The following is a 23,994-nucleotide window of genomic DNA, read 5'->3' as shown; positions in this document are numbered from 1 at the left end:
AAAAATTGGGGCCTCCGGAGAGGCCCCTTTGCTTTTTCAGCCTGCCCGCCGAATTTGTCGGGTGTCGCGATGACCAGCCGCATCCCGGTCGGAAGCCAGCGCGAATTGTCCAAGCCTGCCATCCATTTCACCCGCTTCGGAGGCGAGATTGTGAATGGCGGCCGTCGTTTCTTCCACCATGGCGGCATTCTGCTGGGTCATGGTGTCGAGGCTGGCGACGGTGCTGTTGATTTCCGAGAGCGTGTGCGCTTCCTCGCGGGTGGAGTCCATGATCTCCTCGATGCGCGCGCTGATGGTCTGCACATGCTTGCCGATGCCGGAAAGCGACGTGCCTGCTTTTTCCACCAGCGCCACGCCGGCGGAAACCTCGTCGGTGGAGCGCTTCAGCAGACTGGTGATCTCCTTGGCAGCCGCCGCCGAACGCTGCGCCAGTTCGCGCACCTCCTGCGCCACGACCGCAAAGCCTTTGCCGGCTTCGCCCGCACGGGCTGCCTCCACGCCGGCATTGAGGGCGAGAAGGTTGGTCTGGAAGGCGATTTCATCGATGACGCCGATGATCTGGTTGATCTGGCGTGACGAGGTCTGGATCGCCTCCATGGCGGCGATGGTCTGCTCCATCACGCGGCTGGATGCCGTGGTCTCCGCGCTGGCGTCGCGGGCGATCCGCGTTGCCTGTTCGGCGCGTTCGATCTGGTCGCGGACGGCCTCTGTGATCGCCTTGATGGCGCTTGCCGTTTCGGTGATGGAGGCTGCCTGTCGCTCGGTGCGTTCGGCGAGCTGATCGGCCCCCACCCGCATCTCCTCGGAACCGCCACGAACGGCGGCGGAGTTGCCGCCGATGGCCTGCATGGTTTCGCTGAGCCGGGAAAGCGCCGTGTTGAAGTTATGGCGCAGGCTTTCGAGATCGTCGGGGAAGACGGTTTCGATACGATAGGCGAGGTTGCCGTTCGCCAGCCGGTCGAGACCTTCATCCAGGGAATGCACGACCATCTGCAGAGTGCCGGCCTCGGCCTCCCGTTCCGCAAGATGCGCGCGGCGGGCCGTTTCGGCTTCCTCACGCGTGCGCGATGCGGTTTCTTCCATCTCCCGCTGCAGGATGAGCTTTTCGCGAAAACTGCCTAGCGCCTGCGCCATGCGGCCGATCTCGTCCTTTCGGTCCTGATTGCCGATCTCCGCATCGAGACGGCCTGCGGCCACTTCGCCGGTCAGCCCTGCAAGCTTTTCCAGCGGTGCGAACAGGCGTCGCGCGAAAAAGGCCGTCGCTGCGCACATGGCCGCCAGAACGCAAAGGCCGATCACGGCAAGCGTGCCGGCAATCGAAACCGAGCCCGCATTCAATTCGCTGCGCAGCATGCTTTCCACCGCGAGATATTTTTCCCCGGCAAAGGAGAAGGGGCGGGCATAGGCATTGGCCTCGCCATCCGCACGGTCGATCTTGGCAATCGTCATGCCCGTCGTATTCAGCGCTTGTCCATGGAAGCCATAGATTGCCGGATCGAGGCCAACCAGCCTGTTGCCCTCCACGCCGATAACCTTGCCATCGGCGGAAACGATCGCGGACTGTTCGGAACTGCCGGCCGTCACACCCTTTGTGAGGATCTGGCTGAAGACATCTTCCTTGACCCGGAAGAGCACGATGCCCTTGAAAGCGCCGAATTTGACGACCGGAACGCCGAAATAAATGCCGGCCTCTTTCGTGGCGGCATCGATGCGCAGGCCGGAGAAGCTGGTCTGCGCCACGTCGTTCACGGCCTTTTCGGCATTCGCGGCACCGCGTGCGAAAGCCGCGCCGAGGCCGCTTTCCGCCCAGGCGCTGCCGGTGACGGTTTCCCCGAAAGCCGATCCTTTCAGGTAAGAGTAATAGACCGTGCCTGCGGGATCGATGAAGACAACGTCGCTGAACGGCGTTCCCTGCAGATAACCGCCAATATCCGTCTGGGTTTTTTCATGGGTGGAATAATAAAAGCCGCTCGGGCTTTCCGGCTTGATCAGCTTTTCCTTTTCGCCGAAGGGGTTTTCCTTGACGAAGACGCGCTGCAGTTCCGCCTTCGCGTCGCCGGAGTTCTTCTGCACGGTCGCCCAGCCGCTGCGCATGGAGACGACAGCCATCTGCAGGGATTCGATCTTGGCGATGGAATCCGCCTGCGTTTTCAGCTGCTCAAGACGCTCCTGAAGCATGTCGCCGCGAAAGACGAGAATGCTCTCCATGGATTTCGACGCCTGTTCTTCGAGAACGCCGCTGCTGCTCTGATAGCCGAGAAGTGTCAGAGCCCCGGTCGAGATCGCCATAAGCGCAGGAAAATCGCCAGCACTTTGGTGGATATGGAATGAAAACGGTTCAGCATGGCCGATGCAGCCCCCAATGCCGGATCAGTTCCCGCGCCATGCATGTGGCGCCACCGGATGGCTGATATGGCTCAAATATTATGCTGCGGATCATCATGTCCGCAGCTCCCCTTTTTTGATTTTGTGGGGGAACAATGCGGTACGCGGTTTAAGCAGAGGTAAATGCTGCACTGCAAATTTGATGAATGTTGTCGTTTTGTTCACTTATCGCTGGCAGGGTCGCAGCCGGAAAGATAAGGTGCCTCATGCAAAAGACGATTCGAATCATCGGCATTGACCCCGGATTAAGGCGCACCGGCTGGGGGGTGATCGACACCCTCGGCAACAGCCTGCGGTTTGTCGCCTCCGGCACGGTGACGTCGGACGGCGATATGGATCTGGCCTCGCGGCTCTGCCAGCTGCATGACGGGCTAGCGGATATCGTGCACAGCCACCAGCCCGACGAGGCGGCGGTGGAGCAGACTTTCGTGAACAAGGATGCGGTTGCCACGCTGAAACTCGGTCAGGCGCGCGGCATCGCCATGCTGGTTCCGGCGCGCGCAGGATTGCCGGTCTTCGAATATGCGCCGAACGCGGTGAAGAAGGCCGTGATCGGCGTTGGGCACGGCGAAAAGCAGCAAATTCACATGATGCTGAAAATCCTGATGCCGAAGGCCGAATTCAAGGGTAACGATGCGGCGGACGCGCTCGCCATCGCAATCTGCCACGCCCATAATCGCGGCGGTGACAGGATGCGGCGACTGCTGGCGGCCGGTTGAATATTTAAAGTCTCATTGCAGCGGGCGGCATCATGATCGGAAAACTGAAAGGCAGCATCGAGGAAATCGGCGCGGACTATGTGCTGGTGGATGTGCACGGCGTCTGTTACGTCGCCTATTGTTCGGCGCGCACGCTGTCGAAAATCGGCTCCGTCGGGGAAGCGGTGGTGCTGTTCATCGAAACCTATGTGCGTGAGGACCAACTGAAGCTCTTCGGGTTCCTCTCGGCGCTGGAGCGGGAATGGTTCAACCTGCTGCAGAGTGTGCAGGGCGTGGGCTCGAAAGTAGCCTTGGCCGTTCTTTCCACGCTGTCGCCCTCCGAACTGGCCAATGCCATTGCGCTACAGGACAAAACGATGATCTCACGCGCGCCGGGCGTCGGGCCGAAGGTGGCGGTGCGTCTTGTGACCGAGCTTCGCAACAAGGCGCCGGCCTTCGCAGGAGAGGCTTCCGCCTCGATCGGCCTCAAGCAGGAGCTTGGCGAAGGCGTCGCATCCGCGCCGGTTACGGATGCCGTTTCCGCGCTCACCAATCTCGGCTACTCGCGCGACCAGGCCGCCAATGCGGTTGCCGCCGCGCTGAAGAACGGCGGGGAGGGCGGCGACAGCGCCAAGCTGATCCGGCTCGGGCTGAAAGAGCTTTCGCGGTAGGCTGGGTGCGGTACACATGCTGTTCGGGCGCGATGTTGAATTTCGTGAAGCGCCTTGGCGTGACAGTCATGATATAGCGGCGAAGACCACCTCATGAATTCGTTTAGAACAATGGAATGCCCTGAATGAGCGATGCGGACAGACTGATTTCGGCGGACAAGCGCGGTGAGGACATCGACACCACCCTGCGTCCGCAGTCCCTGGACGATTTTACCGGCCAGGCGGAGGCCCGCGCCAATCTCAAGGTATTTATCGAGGCGGCCAAGAACCGTGGCGAAGCGCTGGATCACGTTTTGTTCGTCGGCCCGCCCGGCCTCGGCAAGACCACGCTGGCGCAGATCATGGCCAAGGAGCTCGGCGTCAACTTCAAATCCACCTCCGGCCCCGTCATCGCCAAGGCGGGCGATCTCGCCGCACTTCTGACCAATCTCGAGGAGCGCGACGTACTCTTCATCGATGAAATCCACCGTCTCAACCCGGCGGTGGAAGAAATCCTCTATCCGGCAATGGAGGATTTTCAGCTCGACCTCATCATCGGCGAAGGACCGGCGGCGCGGTCGGTGAAGATCGATCTTTCCAAATTCACCCTTGTCGCCGCGACGACCCGTCTTGGGCTTTTGACGACGCCGCTGCGCGACCGTTTCGGCATTCCCGTCCGGTTGGCTTTCTATACCGTCGATGAGCTGGAACTGATCGTCCGGCGCGGCGCGCGGCTGATGGGGCTGAATATGACCGACGAGGGCGCGCGCGAGGTGGCAAGGCGTGCCCGCGGCACGCCGCGTATCGCCGGACGGCTATTGCGCCGCGTGCGCGATTTCGCTGAGGTGGCGCGGGCGGAAGCGGTCACGCGTGAGATCGCCGATGAGGCTTTGACCCGGCTTCTGGTCGACAAAATGGGTCTCGACCAGCTCGACATGCGTTATCTGACCATGATCGCCGTCAATTTCGGCGGAGGCCCGGTTGGCATCGAAACCATCGCCGCTGGCCTTTCGGAGCCGCGCGACGCCATCGAGGATATTATTGAGCCCTATATGATCCAGCAGGGCTTCATCCAGCGCACGCCACGCGGCCGTATTCTGACCGGCACGGCCTGGAAACATCTGGGCATGCAGCCGCCGAAGGATATCGAGGCGGCGCAGTTCCGGCTGACTCTGGAGGAGGATTGAAGGAACGGGCCCGCTGTGCCGGCATTTGATCGTCTTTGGCACGGAGATGATCATGTCGGTGTATCGCAAGGGCACGAAGGTCCGGTGGAACTGGGGCAGTGGTACCGGTGAAGGTAAAATCGTCGAGACTTTCACGGATGATGTTGAACGCACCATCGCCGGCTCCAGAATAAAGCGGAAAGCGAGCAGGCAGGAGCCTGCCTATCTGATCGAACAGGAGGACGGCGCCAGGGTTCTGAAAAGCAGATCGGAGCTTGAGCGCGTCGATTGAACGACGCCGTCCTTCGGCGGCAATGGAGGAGCCTTCATGTCTTACGATCCGCTGCGGGTCTTCCGCAAACTCGCGCGCAACAACCGGCTGGCCAATTTTCGGCTGCATCAGGCCTGTCTTCAGCTTTCGCAGGAGGCATTTGTGGCTTCCCGTGTGAGTTTCTTTCCGACGCTGCGCGCGACGCTGAACCACATCTATACCGTCGACCTTTTTTATATCGATGCCCTGCAGGGCGGCACGCTCGGCCTTGCGGCCTTTGCCGAAGAGGAGCCTTTTGTCACCATGGCGGATCTGCGTGTCGCCCAGACGGAGTTGGACGAGGTGCTGATCGCATTTGTCGACAGTCTCGATGAAGACGGCCTTGCGGCTAACGTCAATATCCATCGCGGCGCGCGTATCCAGCAGGATCGCTGTGACGATGTTCTGTCCCATCTCTTCCAGCACCAGACGCATCATCGCGGGCAGGCGCATGCGATGTTGTCCGGCACCGCGCTCAAGCCGCCGCAACTGGATGAATTCATTGTGGGAGATGACGCAAAAGCGAGAAAAGACGAGATGGATGCGCTAGGGTGGACGGAAACCGATTTGATGTTTCCAGCCCGCAGGTCAGCGCCATGACACACGATACCAAGCAGGACACCCGCATCCGCATGAAGTTCAAGCCGAAGCGCATTTTCCAGATGCGGGTGGCGGGACTGGCGTTTCGCGATGGCCACGTGCTGGTGCACCGGGCGTCGCATGAAAAATTCTGGACCTTTCCGGGCGGCCGTGCCGAAATGGGTGAACGCTCCGAAGAAACGCTGGCGCGGGAAATGGTGGAAGAGCTTGGCGTCGAGGCCAAGATCGGGCGGCTTCTCTGGGCGGTCGAAAATTTCTTTCACTACGAAGGCAAGGACTGGCACGAACTCGGATTCTATTACCTGATGGACCTGCCGGAGACGCTGGCCTTTCATCCGACCGATATCATTCACCGCGTTCAGGACGGCGATAACGAACTGGAGTTCCGTTGGGTCGCCGCAACCCGGCATGCATTGACGGAGCTTGATATTCCGCCCTATTTCATCGCCGACGAAATAGAACACCTGCCGAAGGCCACGAGACACCTCGTCTGGCATGACGGCGATCTGGACGATAAATGACCTCTGCCCCCGAACGCCACATGATCCGGCTGGACCGGAAACCGCAGCTTTTCAGCATGCGCGTGGCGGCGCTGATCTTTCAGAACGGCCATGTTCTCGTCCAGCGCGGCACGAAGGACAGTTATTGGGCCTTGCCCGGCGGGCGTGCCGAAATCGGCGAAAGCTCGCAGGAAACCATCATCCGCGAGATCGGCGAGGAGCTTGGTCGGGATTGTTCGGTCGAGCGTCTTCTCTGGTCGGCCGAGAATTTTTTCGCCTATGACGATTTTGCGGCGCATGAACTCGGATTTTATTATCTCGTTTCGCTTCGCCAGCCTCTGCCGTTCCATGAAAGCGATATCGTGCATCGGGTGCTGGATGGCGTCGAGGTGGAGTTCCGCTGGCTGCCCGCGCAGCCTTCCGCGCTTCTGCAGAGCGATCTGAGGCCCCGTTTCATCGCGGAGCGTATCGAGGCGCTGCCGCAACGGCATGAGCATCTTATCGTCCGCGAAGGACGTCGCGATGCAGTTGAAATTCCCAAGGAGATAGTATGAGCGAGCTTGTGGTTTCGCTTTCGGGTGAGCTTATCGAACATGGCCACCGCCTGACGCAGCGTGTCTATTACGAGGATACGGATTTCTCCGGCCTCGTTTATCACGCGCGTTACCTGCATTTTCTCGAGCGCGGCCGTACCGATTACCTGCGCTGCCTCGGCTGCGAACAAAGCGCGCTTCTGACCGCTGACGAGGAGGGGCTGGTCTTCGTCGTGCATCGCATGGAGATCGATTTCAAAAGCCCGGCGCGGATGGATGACGTCTTGACGGTCACCACCGTTACCGAGAAGGCCGGCGGCGCGAAAATGGTGCTCAATCAGGAAATCCGGCGCGGCGAAACGCTGCTGGTTGCCGCCAAGGTCATCATCGCCGTCATCAACGCCAATGGTCGCCCGAGGCGTCTTCCGGAGACGGTGGCGGAAAAATTCCTGAAGTAATTGGCGGCCCGGTCCAGTAAATCCATCCGGCGTGGCGCTGCTGTAACACTCCTTTAACCATAATGGTGTCTTACTTTAGCAACTGGCATTTGTGCGGCGCACGCCTTCCTTTCACCAAATTTATTGGCAAGTAAGGCTTACTGGCAAGTATCGGGGTATGGCTAAGGGGTTGGCGGCCGTTGCCGCAGGACTTCGAGCGTTAACACGCGTTTGAATCGCCCGGTCCCGTACCGGGCGTTTGGATTCGGGGATTGGATATTTATGGAACAGGCAGGTTTGGCAGCGGCGACGCACGATGTAAGTCTCTGGGCACTGTTTATGCAGGCGGGCCTCATCGTGAAGCTCGTGATGATCGGACTTATCGCCGCCTCGGTCTGGACGTGGGCGATCGTCTTTGACAAATATGTGAGCTTCGGCAAGGCAAGACGCCAGTTCGACCAGTTCGAACAGGTCTTCTGGTCGGGCCAGTCGCTCGAAGAGCTTTATCGCACGCTGGCGGAACGCCAGAATGGCGGTCTTGCGGCGATTTTCGTTTCCGCCATGCGCGAATGGAAGAAATCCTTCGAGCGTGGCGCACGTTCGCCCATCGGTCTGCAGATGCGCATCGACCGTGCGATGGACGTGACCATGGCGCGTGAAAGCGAACAATACGAGGCGCGCCTCGGTTCGCTGGCCACCATCGGTTCGGCCGGTCCTTTCATCGGTCTCTTCGGTACGGTTGTGGGTATCATGACCTCGTTCCAGGCGATTGCCGGGTCGAAGTCCACCAACCTTGCGGTCGTGGCGCCGGGTATCGCCGAAGCGCTTCTGGCAACAGCCATCGGCCTTGTCGCGGCTATTCCCGCGGTTATCGCCTACAACAAGTTCACGGCCGACGCGCACAAGCTTTCCGCCCGTATGGAAGGTTTCGCCGACGAGTTCTCCGCGATCCTGTCGCGCCAGATCGATGAAAAACTTCAGACGCGGCAGGCCGCCCAGTAAGCGGCCGCATGCTGTGCAGTAATTTGCCGCAAGGCAAAATGGAGTAGATGATATGGGTATGTCAGCAGGTGGCAGCGGCGGCGGTTCCGGTGGACGCCGGGGGCGCGGCGGACGACGCAGGGGCGGCGCGATCAGCGAGATCAACGTGACGCCGCTGGTCGACGTCATGCTCGTGCTGCTCATCATCTTCATGGTGGCGGCGCCGATGATGACGGTCGGCGTGCCGATCGATCTGCCGCAGACATCCGCCAATGCGCTGAACTCGGACACGCAGCCGATCACCATTTCCGTCAACGCCAATGGCCAGATCCATTTGCAGGAAACGGAAATCCAGGCGGCCGAAGTGGCCGACAAGCTGCAGGCAATCGCCACGACAGGTTATAACGAACGCATCTTCGTGCGCGCGGATTCCGTTGCCGCTTACGGCGTCGTTGCCGATGTGATGGCGCGCATCCAGGCGGCGGGCTTCAAGAATATCGGCCTTGTGACCCAGCAGAAACAGGACAATTGACGTAAAACGATGAAGGGCAGCCTTACCACATCCGCGATCGTGCATGCGTCGCTTCTGGCTTTCGCCCTCGTTTCCCTGGGCTCGCCGGAGCCGCTTGACGTGTCGCAGGCCGAGGCCCTGCCGGTGGAACTGGTGCCCATCGAGGAGCTGAGCCAGATCCAGCAGGGCGACAAGAACGCGCCGAAAGCGGAAAAGTCGGCCCCCGTTCCGACCACGCGTCCGGATATTGTCGAGAACGCCCAGAATGTCGGCAACAACACGGTCGATCTTGACGCGCCGCCGACGCCGACCACCAAGCCCAACGACAATATCAGCGCCGCCGCTCCGCCAAAGCAGGAAAAGCCGCAACCCGTCGTCGACACCAAGGCGAACGAGGTGAAGGAAATCGTCAAGGAAGAGACCTCGGCTCCGAAGCCGCAGGAAATGGCCGCCTTGCCGCAGACCAAGCCCGAGATCGCGCCGCAGCCGAAGACGGAGCCGCCGCCGCAGGAAACCAAGGCCGAAGAGCCGCCGCCCGCGCAGCAGGAACCGGCCGAAATCCCCGTGCCGCAGAACGTGCCGCGTCCGAATTCCCGTCCCGAACCGCCGAAGCCGGAAGAGCCGAAGCAGGCCGAGACCAAGCCTGCCGAGCAGAAGCCCGCGGAAAAACCGGCCGAGACCAAGCCCGATCAGGCGAAGTCCACCGACAAGCCTTCCGACAAGAAGCCCGGCGAGAAAAAGCAGGAGACTGCAAAATCGGCTTCCTCGAAGGAAAGCGATTTTAACGCTGACGATATCGCCGCGCTTTTGAACAAGCAGGCCCCCTCGGGCGGCGGCGCCAAGCGCTCCACCCAGCAGGCTTCGCTTGGCGGCAAGAAGACGACGGGCGGTTCGACGCTCAGCCAGACGGAAATGGATGCGCTGCGTGGCGCGATCCAGAAGAACTGGCAGATCATTCCCGGCATGGCGGATGCCTCGGACGTTCGCGTCCGGGTCACCATGAAGCTCGACCGTGATGGAACCATCATCGGTCGGCCCGAGATCGAGGCGACCGGCGGTTCCGAAGGAACGCGTCGTGCTCTTTCCGGCGGAGCCTATCGCGCCATCATGCGTTCTGCTCCGTTCACCAACCTTCCTGCCGACAAATATGACGCATGGAACGAAGTTGTCGTGAACTTCGATCCCAGTGAATTGCTATGAATGCTGAAAGGCCTGGCAACATGAAGATATTTTCGCCGATCCGGCTGGTGCTCGCTGTTGCGGCCCTCATGTCGGTTTTCTCCGCTCCGGCTTTTGCGCGGGTGGAAATCAACATTAACAAGGGCAATGTCGAGCCGCTGCCCATCGCCATCACCGACTTCATGTCGAGCGACGGCATCGGCGCGCAGGTTTCCGCGGTCATTGCCGCCGACCTGCAGCGTTCCGGCCTTTTTGCGCCGGTCAACAAGAACGCCTTCATCGAAAAGATCAGCAATCCGGATCAGCAGCCGCGTTTCGAGGACTGGAAGGTCATCAACGCACAGGCGCTCGTGACCGGCCGTGTCACGCGTGAAAGCGATGGCCGCCTGCGCGCCGAATTCCGCCTGTGGGATACGTTCGCCAACCAGCAGATGACTGGCCAGCAGTTCTTTACCCAGCCGGAAAACTGGCGTCGCGTCGCCCACATCATCGCCGACGCCATCTATGAGCGCATCACCGGTGAAAAGGGCTACTTCGACACCCGCGTCGTTTTCGTCTCTGAAAGCGGCCCGAAGACGGCCCGCAAGCGCCAGCTGTCGATCATGGATCAGGATGGCTTCAACGTCCGCAATCTCACCAACTCGAACGACATCGTCCTGACGCCGCGTTTCTCGCCGAACCGTCAGGAAGTGACCTACATGTCCTTCGAAGGCCAGCAGCCGCGCGTTTATCTGTTGCAGCTGGAAACCGGACAGCGCGAAGTCGTCGGTAATTTCCCCGGCATGACCTTCTCGCCGCGCTTCTCTCCGGATGGCCAAAAGGTCATCATGAGCCTGCAGCAGGATGGCAACGCCAATATCTACACCATGGACCTGCGCTCTCGCACCACGACGCGGCTGACGAACACGTCGGCGATCGATACGGCGCCGTCCTATTCGCCCGACGGTCAGCGCGTCGCCTTCGAAAGCGACCGCGGCGGCCGCCAGCAGATCTACGTCATGAATGCCGATGGTTCCGGCCAGCAGCGCGTTTCCTTCGGCGATGGTTCCTATTCCACGCCGGTCTGGTCGCCGCGCGGCGATCTGATCGCCTTCACCAAGCAGTCGGGCGGTAAGTTCTCGATTGGCGTGATGAAGACCGACGGTTCGGGCGAGCGCATCCTGACCAGCGGTTTCCACAATGAAGGCCCGACCTGGGCGCCGAACGGCCGCGTGCTGATGTTCTTCCGTCAGAACGCCGGTGCGGGCGGTCCGCAGCTCTATTCGATCGATCTTACGGGCTACAACGAGCAGCTCATCAAGACGCCGACTTTCGCTTCGGATCCGGCATGGTCGCCGCTTCTGGACTGATATGACTGCCATGACGGCGCCGGCATGAACCGGCGCCGTCATGTTTTACTTGATACCATGGGGAAGTGCGCCTCTTTCTTGCCGCAAAGTGTTGTGAGGGAGCAAAAAAATGGGACATTTCCTTTCTGTTAACCATAAGCGTTTGCCGGCTATTAACCGCGATCAATTAGTGTCCGGCAACGTTATTGAAATCCTAAGGAGAGACCGGCGATGAGCCGTACACACATTTCGGCACTCAGCCCCATGCAGAAACTGGCCCGTAACCCGGCTGTCATCGCCATGACGCTCGCGCTCGCTCTCGCAGGCTGCGCGAACAAGAAGAACATGCCGAACAGCGCCGGTGAACTTGGCCTTGGTGGCGCGGGCTCCGCAACGCCGGGCTCCCAGCAGGACTTCACGGTCAATGTCGGCGACCGCATCTTCTTCGACACCGACTCGACCTCTATCCGCGCTGACGCCCAGCAGACCCTGCAGCGCCAGGCTCAGTGGCTCGCCCGTTACCCGAACTACGCCATCACCGTTGAAGGCCATGCCGACGAACGCGGGACGCGCGAATACAACCTGGCGCTCGGCGCCCGTCGTGCGGCTGCAACCCGCGACTTCCTGGCTTCCCAGGGCGTTCCGGCTAACCGCATGAAGACGATCTCCTACGGCAAGGAAAAGCCGGTCGCCGTTTGCGACGACATCTCCTGCTGGTCGCAGAACCGCCGCGCCGTGACGGTTCTCGGTGGCGCGGGCATGTGATTGCCTGACGTTATTGTGATCTTGAATGAAAGGCGGTCTTTGGGCCGCCTTTCGTTTTTTTCATAGTTTGGCCGAAGTTAAGTTGCTTTTTCGGTTGATATGGAAAAAATCCGGCTTGCGCCATTCCGGTGCAAATCAGTTAAGGCAGGACGAATGAGATGAAGAAACTTGTCGTGGCGGGAATGCTGGGGCTTGCAGCCTGCACCGGCTTGAGCGGCATCGCCGTTTCGGGTCCGCTGTTCGGTGCGGGGGGTAGCTTCGGCACGATCAACTCTCAGCAGCCCCCGGTCGTCCGGGTTCAGGCCAATGAAGCCTATCGGGTTCAGCAGCTTGAAGAACAGATCCGGCAGCTCAACGGCCGTATCGAGGAAATGAGCTTCCAGCTTCTGCAGATGCAGGAAACGATCCGCAAGGCGCAGGAAGACAATGAGTTCCGCTTCCAGGAACTGGAGAGCGGCAATGCCGGCGGCAAGGGTGCAAGCCCGACCGCTGCACCGAAAAAGAAGGCGGAAGCCAGTCCGGTCAATCCGGCCTCACCGCCGACCGACGACGTTGCAACGATCATCGAAACGCCACCCGAGGGTGGCGCTTCCGTTTCTCCGTCTGCTCCCTCCACCGCCCCGACAGGCGCACCGGGAGAGACGACGCTCGGCTCCATCGAGCTTGATTCCAAGGGAATGCCGGTTGGCGGTACGTTGAATCAGGGCGCTAACAATTCCTCCGCCAGCCTTCCGGGCGTTAGCACGGGCAATAGCCAGCGCAAGACGGATCCGGTGAATACGGCGGCGCTTACCAGCGAAGGCGATATTTATCAGGCCGCTTACGGCCATGTTCTTTCCGGTGACTACAAGCTGGCGGAACAGGGGTTCCAGCAATATCTTCAGGGTTATCCCAAGGGCACGAAGGCCGCGGATGCGAGCTTCTGGCTGGGCGAGGCGCAATATTCCCAGGGCAAGTTCAACGAGGCCGCAAAGACCTTCCTGAACGGCCATCAGGCCTATGGCAAATCTCCGAAGGCGCCGGAAATGCTGATGAAGCTCGGCATGTCGCTTGCCGCTCTCGACAATACCGAAACCGCCTGCGCCACGCTGCGCGAGGTGCCGAAGCGTTATCCCAATGCTTCCAAGACCGTGCTGAGCAAGGTTGCCAGCGAACAGAAACGGCTGAGCTGCTGATTTTTCCCTGCGATCGCGGGTATTTCCATGCCGGTTGATGCCCGCATTCTGAACGAAAAGACTGTTGCGCCGCTCGCGGCGGCGAGGTCTTTTGTCAAAAATCTCCACACACCCGCCCATATCCTCGTCGCAATCTCCGGAGGCAGTGATTCCACCGGTCTGTTGCTGGCCCTGCATGAGGCAATGGCGGAGATGGATCGGGATGGCTTGCGCCTTTCCGCCGTCACCGTAGACCATGCGCTGAGAGCGGAATCCGCCGACGAGGCGCGCAAGGTGGCGATGCTCTGCGCCGAACTCGGCATCACCCACCTTACCCGCCGATGGGACGGTGCCAAACCGGCCTCCGGCCTCTCCGAAGCCTCCCGGCTTGCCCGCTACCGCCTGATTGCCGAGGTCGCCCGCGAGACCCGCGCTGATCTTGTCGTGACGGGACATACAATCGGCGACCAGCGCGAAACCGTGGCGATGCGCGCCGCCCGCAGCGGCGGCTCTTACAATCTCGGTCTCTCCGGCATGGCGGATGCGGTCTTATACGATGGCCGCCACTGGATCATGCGACCGTTCCTGATGTGTGAGAGGCAGGCGATCCGTGATTATGTGTCTTCCCGCTCACGCGGCTGGTTCGACGATCCGAGCAATGAAAATACCCGATATGAGAGGGTGCGAGTACGGCAGGCGCTTCCCGTCTCTCCTGTCCGGATCGATGCGGAAACCTCTCTCAAAAGACAGGCGCTTTCCGAAACAACGGCCGCTTTCCTGCGCGGTCATACACAGGTTTTCCATGCTGCACTCGCCAGATTGGCCGGCGATGGCGTCAATCCCGATCTTCCCGAGTTCCGGCATGGGCTGGCGGCGCTGATCGCCACCCTTGGCGGAAGGGCATATTTTCCGGCCGCAAGCAGCATGGAGCGCGTTCTGGAGTTTCTTAAAGCGGCTGAAAACGGGCGACTGACGGTCGGTCGCGTCCTGCTCGATCGCCGGCGGGACGGGCTCTATATGTTCCGTGAGCAGCGAAACCTGCCGGAGCTTCACATTGGCGCAAATGACCAGGGGCTGTGGGACGATCGTTTCCTCGTGACGAATGGATCGGCTTTTCCAGTCCATGTCGAAGCGCGCGGGGCCAGCGATGCTGCGGAAGCGGCCGCGCTTTTTCCGTCAGTACCGGCCGGGGTGGCGAAACAGGCAATGGCGGGGCTGCCGCAAATTGCCGCAGCGGCCGATGAGCCGGGTTCGCGGGCGGAGGCCGTCACCGTCACGCCGAGGCTCGCACCTTTCGATCTGTTCCTGTCGCGTTTCGACCTTGAGTTGGCGAATGCAATCGCCAATTTATTCGGGCGGGCGGCATATTCACAGCCCCCGGTTTAAATCCGGCCTCTTTTTCGTGAATTGCCTTGGAATAGTTTTTACACCAAAACGCATCAGATAATGCGCTTTGCCTTGGCAACGGCAGATGTCGTCCTTATGTTAGGGGCACGTAAGAGCGGGCAGCAGATATGCCCGTGTGAGTTCGGGGAGTTCGATGAACCCAAATTTCAGAAATTTCGCCTTGTGGGCCGTGATTGCCCTCTTGCTGATCGCATTGTTCAGCATGTTCCAGACGTCGCCGACGCAAACGGGTTCGCGGGAAATTCCGTATTCCCAGTTTCTTCGCGATGTGGATTCCGGGCGAGTTCGCGACGTGACCGTCACCGGTAACCGGGTTCTCGGAACCTACACCGAAAACGGCACGGCCTTTCAGACCTATTCCCCCGTCATCGACGACAGCCTGATGGAGCGCTTGCAGAGCAAGAACGTGACCATCGTGGCGCGTCCCGAAAGCGACGGTTCCTCCGGTTTCCTGAGCTATCTCGGCACGCTTCTGCCGATGTTCCTCATTCTCGGCGTCTGGCTGTTTTTCATGCGGCAGATGCAGGGCGGCTCGCGTGGTGCGATGGGCTTTGGCAAGTCCAAGGCCAAGCTTTTGACGGAAGCCCATGGCCGCGTGACGTTCGATGACGTTGCAGGCGTGGATGAAGCCAAGCAGGACCTTGAGGAAATTGTGGAATTCCTGCGCGATCCGCAGAAGTTCCAGCGCCTTGGCGGTAAAATTCCGCGCGGCGTGCTGCTCGTCGGCCCGCCCGGTACGGGTAAGACGCTTCTGGCGCGTTCCGTCGCCGGCGAAGCCAATGTGCCGTTCTTCACCATTTCCGGTTCGGATTTCGTGGAAATGTTCGTCGGCGTCGGCGCAAGCCGTGTGCGTGACATGTTCGAGCAGGCCAAGAAGAATGCGCCCTGCATCATCTTCATCGATGAAATCGACGCCGTCGGCCGCCATCGCGGCGCCGGTCTTGGCGGCGGTAACGACGAGCGCGAGCAGACGCTGAACCAGCTGCTGGTCGAGATGGACGGTTTCGAGGCGAATGAAGGCATCATCCTCATCGCCGCCACCAACCGTCCCGACGTTCTCGACCCCGCACTTCTGCGCCCCGGCCGTTTCGACCGTCAGGTCGTCGTGCCGAACCCGGATATTGTCGGCCGCGAGCGCATCCTGAAGGTGCATATCCGCAACGTGCCGCTGGCGCCGAATGTCGATCTCAAGGTTCTGGCTCGTGGTACGCCCGGTTTCTCGGGTGCGGATCTGATGAACCTCGTCAACGAAGCCGCCCTCATGGCTGCCCGCCGCAACAAGCGCGTCGTCACCATGCAGGAATTCGAAGACGCCAAGGACAAGATCATGATGGGCGCGGAACGCCGCTCCTCCGCCATGACCGAGGCCGAAAAGAAGCTGACCGCCTATCACGAAGCCGGACACGCCATCACCGCGCTGAAGGTTGCCGTGGCCGATCCGTTGCACAAGGCGACGATCATCCCGCGCGGCCGCGCGCTCGGCATGGTCATGCAGCTGCCGGAAGGCGACCGCTACTCCATGAGCTACAAGTGGATGGTGTCGCGTCTCGTGATCATGATGGGTGGACGCGTTGCCGAGGAACTGACCTTCGGCAAGGAAAACATCACCTCCGGCGCGTCTTCGGACATCGAGCAGGCCACCAAGCTTGCCCGCGCCATGGTCACGCAATGGGGCTTCTCCGATGCTCTCGGCCAGGTCTCCTATGGTGAAAACCAGCAGGAAGTCTTCCTCGGCCATTCCGTCTCGCAGTCGAAGAACGTCTCCGAGGCGACGGCCCAGACGATCGATACGGAAGTTCGCCGCCTGATCGACGAGGCTTATGGCGAGGCGCGCCGCATCCTGACGGAAAACCACGATGGTTTCGTTGCGATTGCCGAGGGTCTGCTTGAATACGAAACCCTGACGGGCGACGAGATCAAGGCCCTTCTGAAGGGTGAGAAGCCCGCCCGCGATCTGGGTGACGATTCTCCGGGCAGCCGTGGTTCGGCAGTGCCGAAAGCCGGCACCAAGAAGGATGGCCCGAGCGAAGCAAAGGGTGACGGTGAGGCCGAAGGCGGCATGGAGCCGCAGCCGCATTGATCGTTCGCGCAAGCTAAAAATTGTAAAAGGCCATCCGGGTTTCCGGGTGGCCTTTTCATTTTGGTAACAAGATATAAGCCATTTTTGCGCTAATTTACGTGCTGTTTATCGTGGTTTGTGGCATCTAGCCAAAAACGCTTCCGGCTGTTTTCAGCTTTTGCCGGAATGCTGGAAAAGATTTGGAGTTCAAATGGCACGCCGTTATTTCGGAACCGATGGTATCCGCGGACAATCGAACGTATTTCCCATGACGCCTGATCTGGCGATGCGTGTGGGCATTGCGGTCGGGACGATCTTCCGCCGTGGCCATCATCGCCATCGCGTGGTCATCGGCAAGGATACGCGTCTTTCCGGTTACATGCTGGAAAACGCGCTGGTCGCTGGTTTCACCGCCGCCGGTCTCGATGTCTTCCTGCTCGGCCCCATTCCGACGCCCGCCGTCGCCATGCTGACCCGCTCGCTGCGCGCCGATATCGGTGTAATGATCTCGGCCTCGCACAATCCCTTCTCCGATAACGGCATCAAGCTTTTCGGACCGGATGGTTACAAGCTCTCCGATGAGCTGGAACTGGAGATTGAGGACCTTCTCGACAAGGATATCTACGCGCAGCTTGCCAAGCCGAGCGAGATCGGTCGCGCCAAGCGCGTGGACGGCGACATCTATCGTTATATCGAATTCGTCAAACGCACCCTGCCGCGCGACGTGACGCTGAGCGGACTGCGGATCGCCATCGACTGCGCCAATGGCGCGGCCTACAAGGTTGCGCCCGCTGCGCTCTGGGAACTCGGCGCGGAAGTCGTTACCATCGGCAACGAGCCGAACGGCATCAACATCAACCTCGAATGCGGCTCCACCCACCCGGAAGCGTTGCAGAAGAAGGTGCATGAAGTACGGGCCGATATCGGCATCGCGCTCGATGGCGATGCGGACCGCGTCATCATCGTTGACGAGCGCGGCGAGATCGTCGATGGCGATCAGCTGATGGCCGTCATCGCCGATAGCTGGGCTGCCGACAACACGCTGCGCGGCGGCGGTATCGTGGCGACCGTCATGTCGAATCTCGGTCTTGAACGCTTCCTGGGCGACAAGGGCCTTACCCTTGCCCGTACCAAGGTGGGCGACCGTTATGTCGTCGAACACATGCGTAACCACAATTTCAACGTCGGCGGCGAGCAGTCCGGCCATATCGTGCTGTCGGACTATGGTACGACGGGCGATGGTCTTGTTGCGGCCTTGCAGGTTCTCGCCAAGGTCAAGCGCTCCGGCCTCACGGTCAGCGAAGTCTGCCGCAAGTTCGAGCCGGTGCCGCAGCTTTTGAAGAATGTCCGTATCTCCGGCGGCAAGCCGCTGGAAAACCCTGTTGTGCAGCAGGCGATTGCGGATGCGGAAAGCGCATTGGCCAATAATGGCCGCCTCGTCATCCGTCCCTCCGGTACGGAGCCGCTGATCCGCGTCATGGCGGAAGGCGACGACAGTGCGAAGGTGGAGCAGATCGTCAACGATCTCGTCGGCGTCATCGCCAATGCCCGCTCGGCGGCGTGAGCCTTCGAGACAGTAACGCCCAAAAAGCCGGCTCTGCAGCCGGCTTTTTCTTTGAGTATTTCCTAATAAATATAGTGAATGATCGTGGTTAATCGGGACTTAACCATTTTACGTTAATCTCCATGACTGAACAGTTCACTGGCATCTGCTGCCGAAACCGCACGTGCCTCTTCTGGAGTGGAAGTCATGAAAAACGCCCTGGCCGGATTTCTGGCCGTCCTGCTGACCGGTACAAGCGCTATCGCTGCCGATCTTTATCAAGCCGAGCCCGCACCGGCCTATGTCGATGCTCCCGAGGTTACTGTTACCCAGGCGAGCGGCTGGTATCTGCGCGGCGATGTCGGTTATTCCTTCAACAAGCTACGCGGTGCTCACTATTATCAGGGTGGTCCGGGTGGTTATCTCGCGGATTTCGATACCGCGACGATCAAGGACAGCTATGTCATCGGCGCCGGCGTCGGTTATCAGTTCAACAATTATTTCCGCAGTGACGTGACCTTTGACTATATGGGTAAATCGGATTTCCGCGGCTCCACGATCGGCAGCTGCGGCGTGTCTAGCACATGCGTCTCGACCGATCTGAGTTCGCTGAGAGCCTATACGCTGATGGCGAATGCCTATGTCGATCTTGGCACCTATGGCCGTGTCACGCCGTATGTCGGCGGTGGTATCGGCGGCTCCTACGTCAAGTGGGACAAGCTGCGCAATACCTCGTGCAGCACCAACGGTCTCGGTTGCGACCCGACCACCGAACATGGCGGCAAGGGCAAGTGGCGCTTCGCCTACGCACTGATGGCTGGTGCCTCCATCGATGTCACGTGTAACCTGAAGGCCGATATCGGCTACCGTTTCCGCCATATCAACAAGGGCGATATGTTCGGGTACGAAAACAATGGCGGGCCGGGTCGTGACAAGGGCCTTTATTCGCATGAAGTGCGCGTCGGCGGCCGTTATGTCTTCAACGGTTGCGATACCGCGCAATACATGCCGCCTGCCGATATTCCGCTGCAGCCTGCCGTTTATAAATAAACGTCACGCCAGACTGATAGCTTCGAGCCGTCCGTATCCTCCTCGGGTGCGGGCGGTTTTCGTTTTAGCGGCATCGACCATGACGCATATGGACCAAGATTCTTCTGCGTAGCGACATATTCCGCTTGACTGAAACCGGCGACAGGAATAGCAACGGCGTCAGGACACCTCTCCCTAACGAGAGGCGCCTATCTGAAAGGGTAGTCAAATGACAGATATAGTGAAGCCGGGCGTTCGTCCGGGCAATACGCATTTCTCTTCTGGTCCCTGCTCGAAGCGCCCCGGTTGGTCGCTAGATGTTCTCTCCGATGCGCCGCTCGGTCGCTCGCATCGCGCCAAGGTTGGCAAAGCCAAGCTGAAGCAGGCCATCGATCTCACCCGTGAAATTCTTGCTGTTCCTGCCGATTACCGCATCGGTATCGTTCCGGCATCTGATACCGGCGCTGTTGAAATGGCGCTCTGGTCGCTGCTCGGTGAACGCGGCGTTGACATGCTCGCCTGGGAAAGCTTCGGCGCTGGATGGGTTACCGACGTCGTCAAGCAGCTGAAGCTGAAGGACGTCCGCAAATTCGAGGCCGATTACGGCCTGCTGCCGAACCTTGCCGAAGTCGATTTCGACCGTGACGTGGTCTTCACCTGGAACGGCACCACTTCAGGCGTTCGCGTTCCCAATGCCGATTTCATCCCGGCTGACCGTAAGGGTCTGACCATCTGCGACGCCACTTCCGCGGCCTTCGCACAGGACATGGATTTTACGAAACTCGACGTCGTCACCTTCTCCTGGCAGAAGGTTCTGGGCGGTGAGGGCGGCCATGGCGTCATCATCCTTTCGCCCCGCGCTGTCGAGCGTCTCTTGAGCTACGCGCCGGCATGGCCGCTGCCGAAAATCTTCCGCATGGTTTCCGGCGGCAAGCTGATCGAAGGCATCTTCACTGGCGAAACCATCAACACGCCGTCCATGCTCTGCGTTGAAGACTACATCGACGCGCTGCTGTGGGCGAAGAATCTCGGTGGCCTCAAGGCGCTGATCGGCCGTGCCGATGCCAATGCCAAGGTTATCTACGACTTCATCGAGAAGAACGACTGGATCGCCAATCTGGCCGTCAAGCCGGAAACCCGCTCCAACACCTCCGTCTGCCTGAAGATCGTCGATCCCGAGGTGCAGGCGCTGGATGTAGCCGCGCAGGCTGATTTCGCCAAGGGTGTTGTCGCCCTGCTCGAAAAGGAAAATGTCGCCCTCGATATCGGCGCTTACCGTGACGCCCCGTCCGGTCTGCGCATCTGGGCCGGCGCGACCATCGAGACGGCGGATATGGAAGCCGTCATGCCCTGGCTCGCCTGGGCCTACCAGACGCAGAAGGCAGCACTTTCCAAGGCTGCCGCCTGATTTCGATACCGGCCCTGCGCTGATGCAGGGCCGCATATTCCCCGCTTTCAAAACTGCACCGTTTTTCAAGGAGCCCGTGAACCATGGCACCTCGCGTACTCGTATCCGACGAACTGTCGGAAACCGCCGTCCAGATCTTCCGCGATCGTGGCGTCGAAGTCGATTTCCAGCCGAAGCTCGGCAAGGACAAGGACAAGCTTGCCGAAATCATCGGTAACTACGATGGTCTCGCCATCCGCTCCGCCACCAAGGCAACGGAAAAGCTGATCGAGGCGGCGACCAACCTCAAGGTCATCGGCCGCGCCGGCATCGGCGTCGACAATGTCGATATTCCGGCCGCCTCGCGCCGCGGTATCATCGTCATGAACACGCCTTTCGGCAACTCCATCACGACAGCGGAACACGCTATCGCGCTGATGTTTGCCGTTGCGCGCCAGCTTCCGGCCGCTGATAGCTCCACGCAGGCCGGCAAGTGGGAAAAGTCGAAATTCATGGGTGTCGAAATCACCGGCAAGACGCTGGGCGTCATCGGCGCCGGCAATATCGGCTCCATCGTCTGCTCGCGTGCACTCGGCCTCAAGATGCATGTTCTCGCTTATGACCCCTTCCTGTCGCCGGAACGCGCGCAGGAAATGGGCGTGACCAAGGTTGAGCTGGACGAGCTGCTGGCGCAGGCTGATTTCATCACTCTGCACGTGCCGATGACCGATAAGACGCGCGGCATCCTCAATGCAGAGAACCTTGCCAAGACCAAGAAGGGCGTGCGTATCGTCAACTGCGCCCGTGGCGGCCTGGTGGATGAGGCGGCCCTTGCCGATGCCATCAAGTCCGGCCATGTCGCCGGCGCCGGTTTCGACGTGTTCGAAGTCGAGCCCGCCACCGAGAGCCCGCTTTTCGGCCTGCCGAACGTCGTCTGCACGCCGCATCTCGGTGCTTCGACCACGGAAGCGCAGGAAAACGTCGCCCTTCAGGTTGCCGAGCAGATGTCGGATTACCTCGTCAAGGGTGCGGTTTCCAACGCCATCAACATGCCGTCGATCACGGCTGAGGAAGCGCCGCGCCTGAAGCCCTTCATCCGTCTGGCGGATGTTCTCGGCTCCTTCGTCGGTCAGGTGCAGGAAAGCGCCACCAAGGAAATCGAAATCCTTTATGACGGCGCAACCGCCAGCATGAACACCAAGGCATTGACCAGCGCCCTGCTGGCCGGCCTGATCCGCAGCCAGGTTGCGGATGTGAACATGGTTTCGGCCCCGGTCATGATCAAGGAAAAGGGCATCATCCTCTCCGAGGTCAAGCGCGACAAGACCGGCGTTTACGACGGCTACATCAAGCTGACGGTCAAGACGGAAAACCAGATCCGTTCGGTTGCCGGCACGGTGTTCTCGGATGGCAAGCCGCGCTTCATCCAGATCAAGAACATCAACATGGATGCCGATGTCGGATCGCACATGATCTACATCACCAACACCGACGTTCCCGGCATGATCGGCTTCATGGGCACCACGCTCGGCGAGGCTGGCGTCAACATCGCCAACTTCCAGCTCGGCCGTGAAAAGGAAGGCGGCGACGCCATCGCGCTGCTTTATGTCGACGGCCCGGTTTCTGAAGCCGTGCTCGACAAGCTGCGCGCCAACCCGGCGATCCGCCAGGTCAAGCCGCTGACCTTCAACGTCGACTGATCTTATCGTTCCTCCCAAGGGGACAATAAGGCCCGGCGCAGGGGAGACCCTGTGCCGGGTTTTTCGTTTTTCCAGTGTCTGTTTCGTCGCAAAATACGGGCGACTATCGCATTGGTTGCATGTCACAAAAAATTTAAGCCAAGTGCTCTAAAAATGATGATCATGAGTTGCTATATCGCCTGCTGACATGCCGCTCATGGGAGGGCGGCCAACAGGAGATAACGATGTTTGCTGCCTTTCGGCGCTTCAAGGGTTTGTTCGCAGTCGCCGCGCTTGGTATCGCGGTGTCTTTCGTGGCGGTTGATATGGCGGAAGCGCGTCGCGCCAGCGGCGGTTTCGGCAGCCGCGGCACGCGGACCTATTCCGCTCCGCCTTCGACCAGCACTGCACCCGGCCAAACCGCGCCGATCAACCGCAGCATGACGCCCAACACCAATCAGGCAGCGCCGAACGCTGCTCAGCCGGCCCGTCCGGGCGCGCAGGCGCCGCAGCAGAATCGCGGCCTGTTCGGCGGCATGATGGGTGGTTTGATGGGCGGCCTGTTGATGGGCGGTCTGTTCGGCATGCTGCTGGGTGGCGGTTTTGGCGGCATGGCCGGTTTCTTCGGCATGTTGCTGCAGGTGGCGCTGATCGGTCTTCTGGTCATGCTCGCCATGCGTTTCTTCGCCTCGCGCCGTCAGGGCCAGCCCGCTTATGGCTCGGCTGGTGGGTCGCAGCGCACGGATCATTCCGGTTCCTCCTATAATGGCGGTTCGCAGGCGGGTTCTGCCGCTTCCTCGTTCAAGATTCCGAAGATCGGCGCGCTGGCCGGCGCTACGGGCGGTGTGGCCGCCACTGCCGCAACGGCAAAGCCTGCGCCTCATGCCAACGCCATGTCGGAAGGTGATGAAATCGGCATTACCCAGGGCGATCTCGAAACTTTCCAGAAAATGCTGGAAGACGTGCAGGCCGCCTATGCCGCCGAGGATTATGGCACATTGCGCAAGCTGACGACGCCGGAAGCCATGTCTTACCTCGCAGAAGAACTGAGCGACAACGCCACCAGCGGCGTGAAAAACGACGTGCGCGATGTGACGCTGCTACAGGGCGACGTTGCCGAAGCATGGCACGAAGAGGGCCAGGATTATGCAACGGTGGCGATGCGCTACTCCGCCATCGACGTGATGCGCGACCGCACCTCCGGCAAGGTGATCGAAGGCGACGAGCACCAGCCTTCTGAAGCGGTGGAAATGTGGACCTTCGTTCGCCGCCCCGGAAACGACAACTGGCAGGTGGCCGCTATTCAGGCCGCCGCCTGACGAATCGGAACGTGTTTAACGGATAAAGGCCCGGCGGTTTGGCGACCGCCGGGCCTTTGCTCGTCTCGCTTCCGGAAAGCATGGTCACGCCGACGCTTGCTCCGCCAAGGGGACAGCAAGATGCGGTCAAAAAACGACTGATAAATCTAACGGGTGATATCTCCCCCGCTCATCGGCGGTGAATTCCGCTTCGCCCTGTTATGCAAGGCTTTGAGCCCTGCTTGCCGCGACATGTTACCCGCGCATGGCTCATGCGCTTCACGGAATTGCCTTTTTTTATTCATCCGGCATTCAGTCCCTGCATCCTAACCAGAACGCATACACGTCAATGTGACTTTTCGCGCCGGTTCTAAACCGCTTTGGAAAGGGAACCT

21 protein-coding genes and 1 pseudogene are annotated in these 23,994 nt (G+C 60.2%); 21 read left to right on the top strand and 1 reads right to left on the bottom strand.

Annotated elements, in window-relative coordinates; all coding sequences use genetic code 11:
• Positions 1–36: 36 nt before the first annotated feature.
• Positions 37–2,345 (bottom strand): annotated as a pseudogene (locus tag L901_RS09150) (methyl-accepting chemotaxis protein).
• A 246-nt stretch (positions 2,346–2,591) separates the two neighbouring features.
• On the opposite strand from L901_RS09150, the gene ruvC reads away from it, so the two are divergent.
• From ruvC to L901_RS27005, 21 genes are all read left to right on the top strand, one after another.
• A complete protein-coding gene (gene ruvC / locus L901_RS09145) occupies positions 2,592–3,104 on the top strand; it encodes a crossover junction endodeoxyribonuclease RuvC (RefSeq protein WP_003523217.1) in 513 nt (170 codons plus the stop codon).
• Positions 3,105–3,136: 32 nt separating this feature from the next.
• Positions 3,137–3,754, top strand: coding sequence for a Holliday junction branch migration protein RuvA (gene ruvA, locus L901_RS09140; protein ID WP_059755780.1), 618 nt, complete (start codon positions 3,137–3,139; stop codon positions 3,752–3,754).
• A 125-nt stretch (positions 3,755–3,879) separates the two neighbouring features.
• Positions 3,880–4,920 (top strand): Holliday junction branch migration DNA helicase RuvB, encoded by a 1,041-nt coding sequence (gene ruvB, locus L901_RS09135; protein ID WP_059755777.1) that lies wholly within the window; start codon positions 3,880–3,882, stop codon positions 4,918–4,920.
• A 52-nt stretch (positions 4,921–4,972) separates the two neighbouring features.
• Entirely contained in the window at positions 4,973–5,191 is a 219-nt protein-coding gene (locus L901_RS09130; RefSeq protein ID WP_080629651.1) for a DUF2945 domain-containing protein, read from the top strand.
• 36 nt (positions 5,192–5,227) lie between these two features.
• On the top strand, positions 5,228–5,809 hold the full coding sequence (locus tag L901_RS09125) for a DinB family protein (RefSeq protein WP_059755775.1): 582 nt from the start codon (positions 5,228–5,230) through the stop codon (positions 5,807–5,809).
• Positions 5,806–6,330, top strand: coding sequence for an NUDIX hydrolase (locus L901_RS09120; protein WP_059755772.1), 525 nt, complete (start codon positions 5,806–5,808; stop codon positions 6,328–6,330). Before L901_RS09125 ends, L901_RS09120 begins: the two co-directional genes overlap by 4 nt.
• Entirely contained in the window at positions 6,327–6,863 is a 537-nt protein-coding gene (locus tag L901_RS09115; protein ID WP_059755769.1) for an NUDIX hydrolase, read from the top strand. Before L901_RS09120 ends, L901_RS09115 begins: the two co-directional genes overlap by 4 nt.
• Positions 6,860–7,300: a tol-pal system-associated acyl-CoA thioesterase gene (gene ybgC, locus L901_RS09110; protein ID WP_059755767.1), complete on the top strand. Its 441-nt coding sequence runs from the start codon at positions 6,860–6,862 to the stop codon at positions 7,298–7,300. The genes L901_RS09115 and ybgC overlap by 4 nt, the downstream gene beginning before the upstream one ends.
• Before the next feature lie 261 nt (positions 7,301–7,561).
• Positions 7,562–8,281, top strand: a complete 720-nt coding sequence (gene tolQ / locus L901_RS09105; protein ID WP_003523238.1) for a protein TolQ — start codon at positions 7,562–7,564, stop codon at positions 8,279–8,281.
• A gap of 52 nt (positions 8,282–8,333) precedes the next feature.
• Positions 8,334–8,792 carry a protein TolR gene (gene tolR, locus L901_RS09100; protein WP_003523240.1) on the top strand — a complete coding sequence of 153 codons (459 nt, stop codon included), beginning with the start codon at positions 8,334–8,336 and terminating at the stop codon, positions 8,790–8,792.
• 9 nt (positions 8,793–8,801) lie between these two features.
• Positions 8,802–9,971 (top strand): cell envelope integrity protein TolA, encoded by a 1,170-nt coding sequence (locus L901_RS09095; RefSeq protein WP_003523241.1) that lies wholly within the window; start codon positions 8,802–8,804, stop codon positions 9,969–9,971.
• A 20-nt stretch (positions 9,972–9,991) separates the two neighbouring features.
• Positions 9,992–11,299 carry a Tol-Pal system beta propeller repeat protein TolB gene (tolB, locus tag L901_RS09090; protein WP_003523242.1) on the top strand — a complete coding sequence of 436 codons (1,308 nt, stop codon included), beginning with the start codon at positions 9,992–9,994 and terminating at the stop codon, positions 11,297–11,299.
• A gap of 210 nt (positions 11,300–11,509) precedes the next feature.
• Entirely contained in the window at positions 11,510–12,043 is a 534-nt protein-coding gene (pal, locus tag L901_RS09085; RefSeq protein WP_003506243.1) for a peptidoglycan-associated lipoprotein Pal, read from the top strand.
• 158 nt (positions 12,044–12,201) lie between these two features.
• The gene (ybgF, locus tag L901_RS09080; protein WP_003523244.1) at positions 12,202–13,218 is read left to right on the top strand and encodes a tol-pal system protein YbgF; all 1,017 of its coding nucleotides are present in this window, start codon (positions 12,202–12,204) and stop codon (positions 13,216–13,218) included.
• 27 nt (positions 13,219–13,245) lie between these two features.
• Positions 13,246–14,583, top strand: coding sequence for a tRNA lysidine(34) synthetase TilS (tilS, locus tag L901_RS09075; RefSeq protein ID WP_059755764.1), 1,338 nt, complete (start codon positions 13,246–13,248; stop codon positions 14,581–14,583).
• A gap of 154 nt (positions 14,584–14,737) precedes the next feature.
• Positions 14,738–16,684: an ATP-dependent zinc metalloprotease FtsH gene (gene ftsH, locus L901_RS09070; RefSeq protein ID WP_003523247.1), complete on the top strand. Its 1,947-nt coding sequence runs from the start codon at positions 14,738–14,740 to the stop codon at positions 16,682–16,684.
• Between the two features lie 190 nt (positions 16,685–16,874).
• Positions 16,875–18,227 carry a phosphoglucosamine mutase gene (glmM, locus tag L901_RS09065; protein WP_003523248.1) on the top strand — a complete coding sequence of 451 codons (1,353 nt, stop codon included), beginning with the start codon at positions 16,875–16,877 and terminating at the stop codon, positions 18,225–18,227.
• 186 nt (positions 18,228–18,413) lie between these two features.
• Positions 18,414–19,256: an outer membrane protein gene (locus L901_RS09060; RefSeq protein ID WP_059755761.1), complete on the top strand. Its 843-nt coding sequence runs from the start codon at positions 18,414–18,416 to the stop codon at positions 19,254–19,256.
• Positions 19,257–19,464: 208 nt separating this feature from the next.
• Positions 19,465–20,643: a phosphoserine transaminase gene (locus tag L901_RS09055; RefSeq protein WP_059755759.1), complete on the top strand. Its 1,179-nt coding sequence runs from the start codon at positions 19,465–19,467 to the stop codon at positions 20,641–20,643.
• An 83-nt stretch (positions 20,644–20,726) separates the two neighbouring features.
• Positions 20,727–22,322, top strand: a complete 1,596-nt coding sequence (gene serA / locus L901_RS09050) for a phosphoglycerate dehydrogenase (RefSeq protein WP_003523252.1) — start codon at positions 20,727–20,729, stop codon at positions 22,320–22,322.
• Positions 22,323–22,546: 224 nt separating this feature from the next.
• Complete coding sequence (locus L901_RS27005; RefSeq protein WP_059755756.1) at positions 22,547–23,620, top strand: Tim44 domain-containing protein; 1,074 nt, start codon at positions 22,547–22,549, stop codon at positions 23,618–23,620.
• Positions 23,621–23,994 lie beyond the last annotated feature (374 nt).

The sequence above is a fragment of the Agrobacterium sp. D14 genome (genome assembly GCF_001526505.1).
GTDB classification, from domain to species: Bacteria; Pseudomonadota; Alphaproteobacteria; order Rhizobiales; family Rhizobiaceae; genus Agrobacterium; species Agrobacterium leguminum.
Note: the sequence above shows the minus strand (reverse complement) of the source record. Positions and strands in the feature narration are given on the sequence as shown.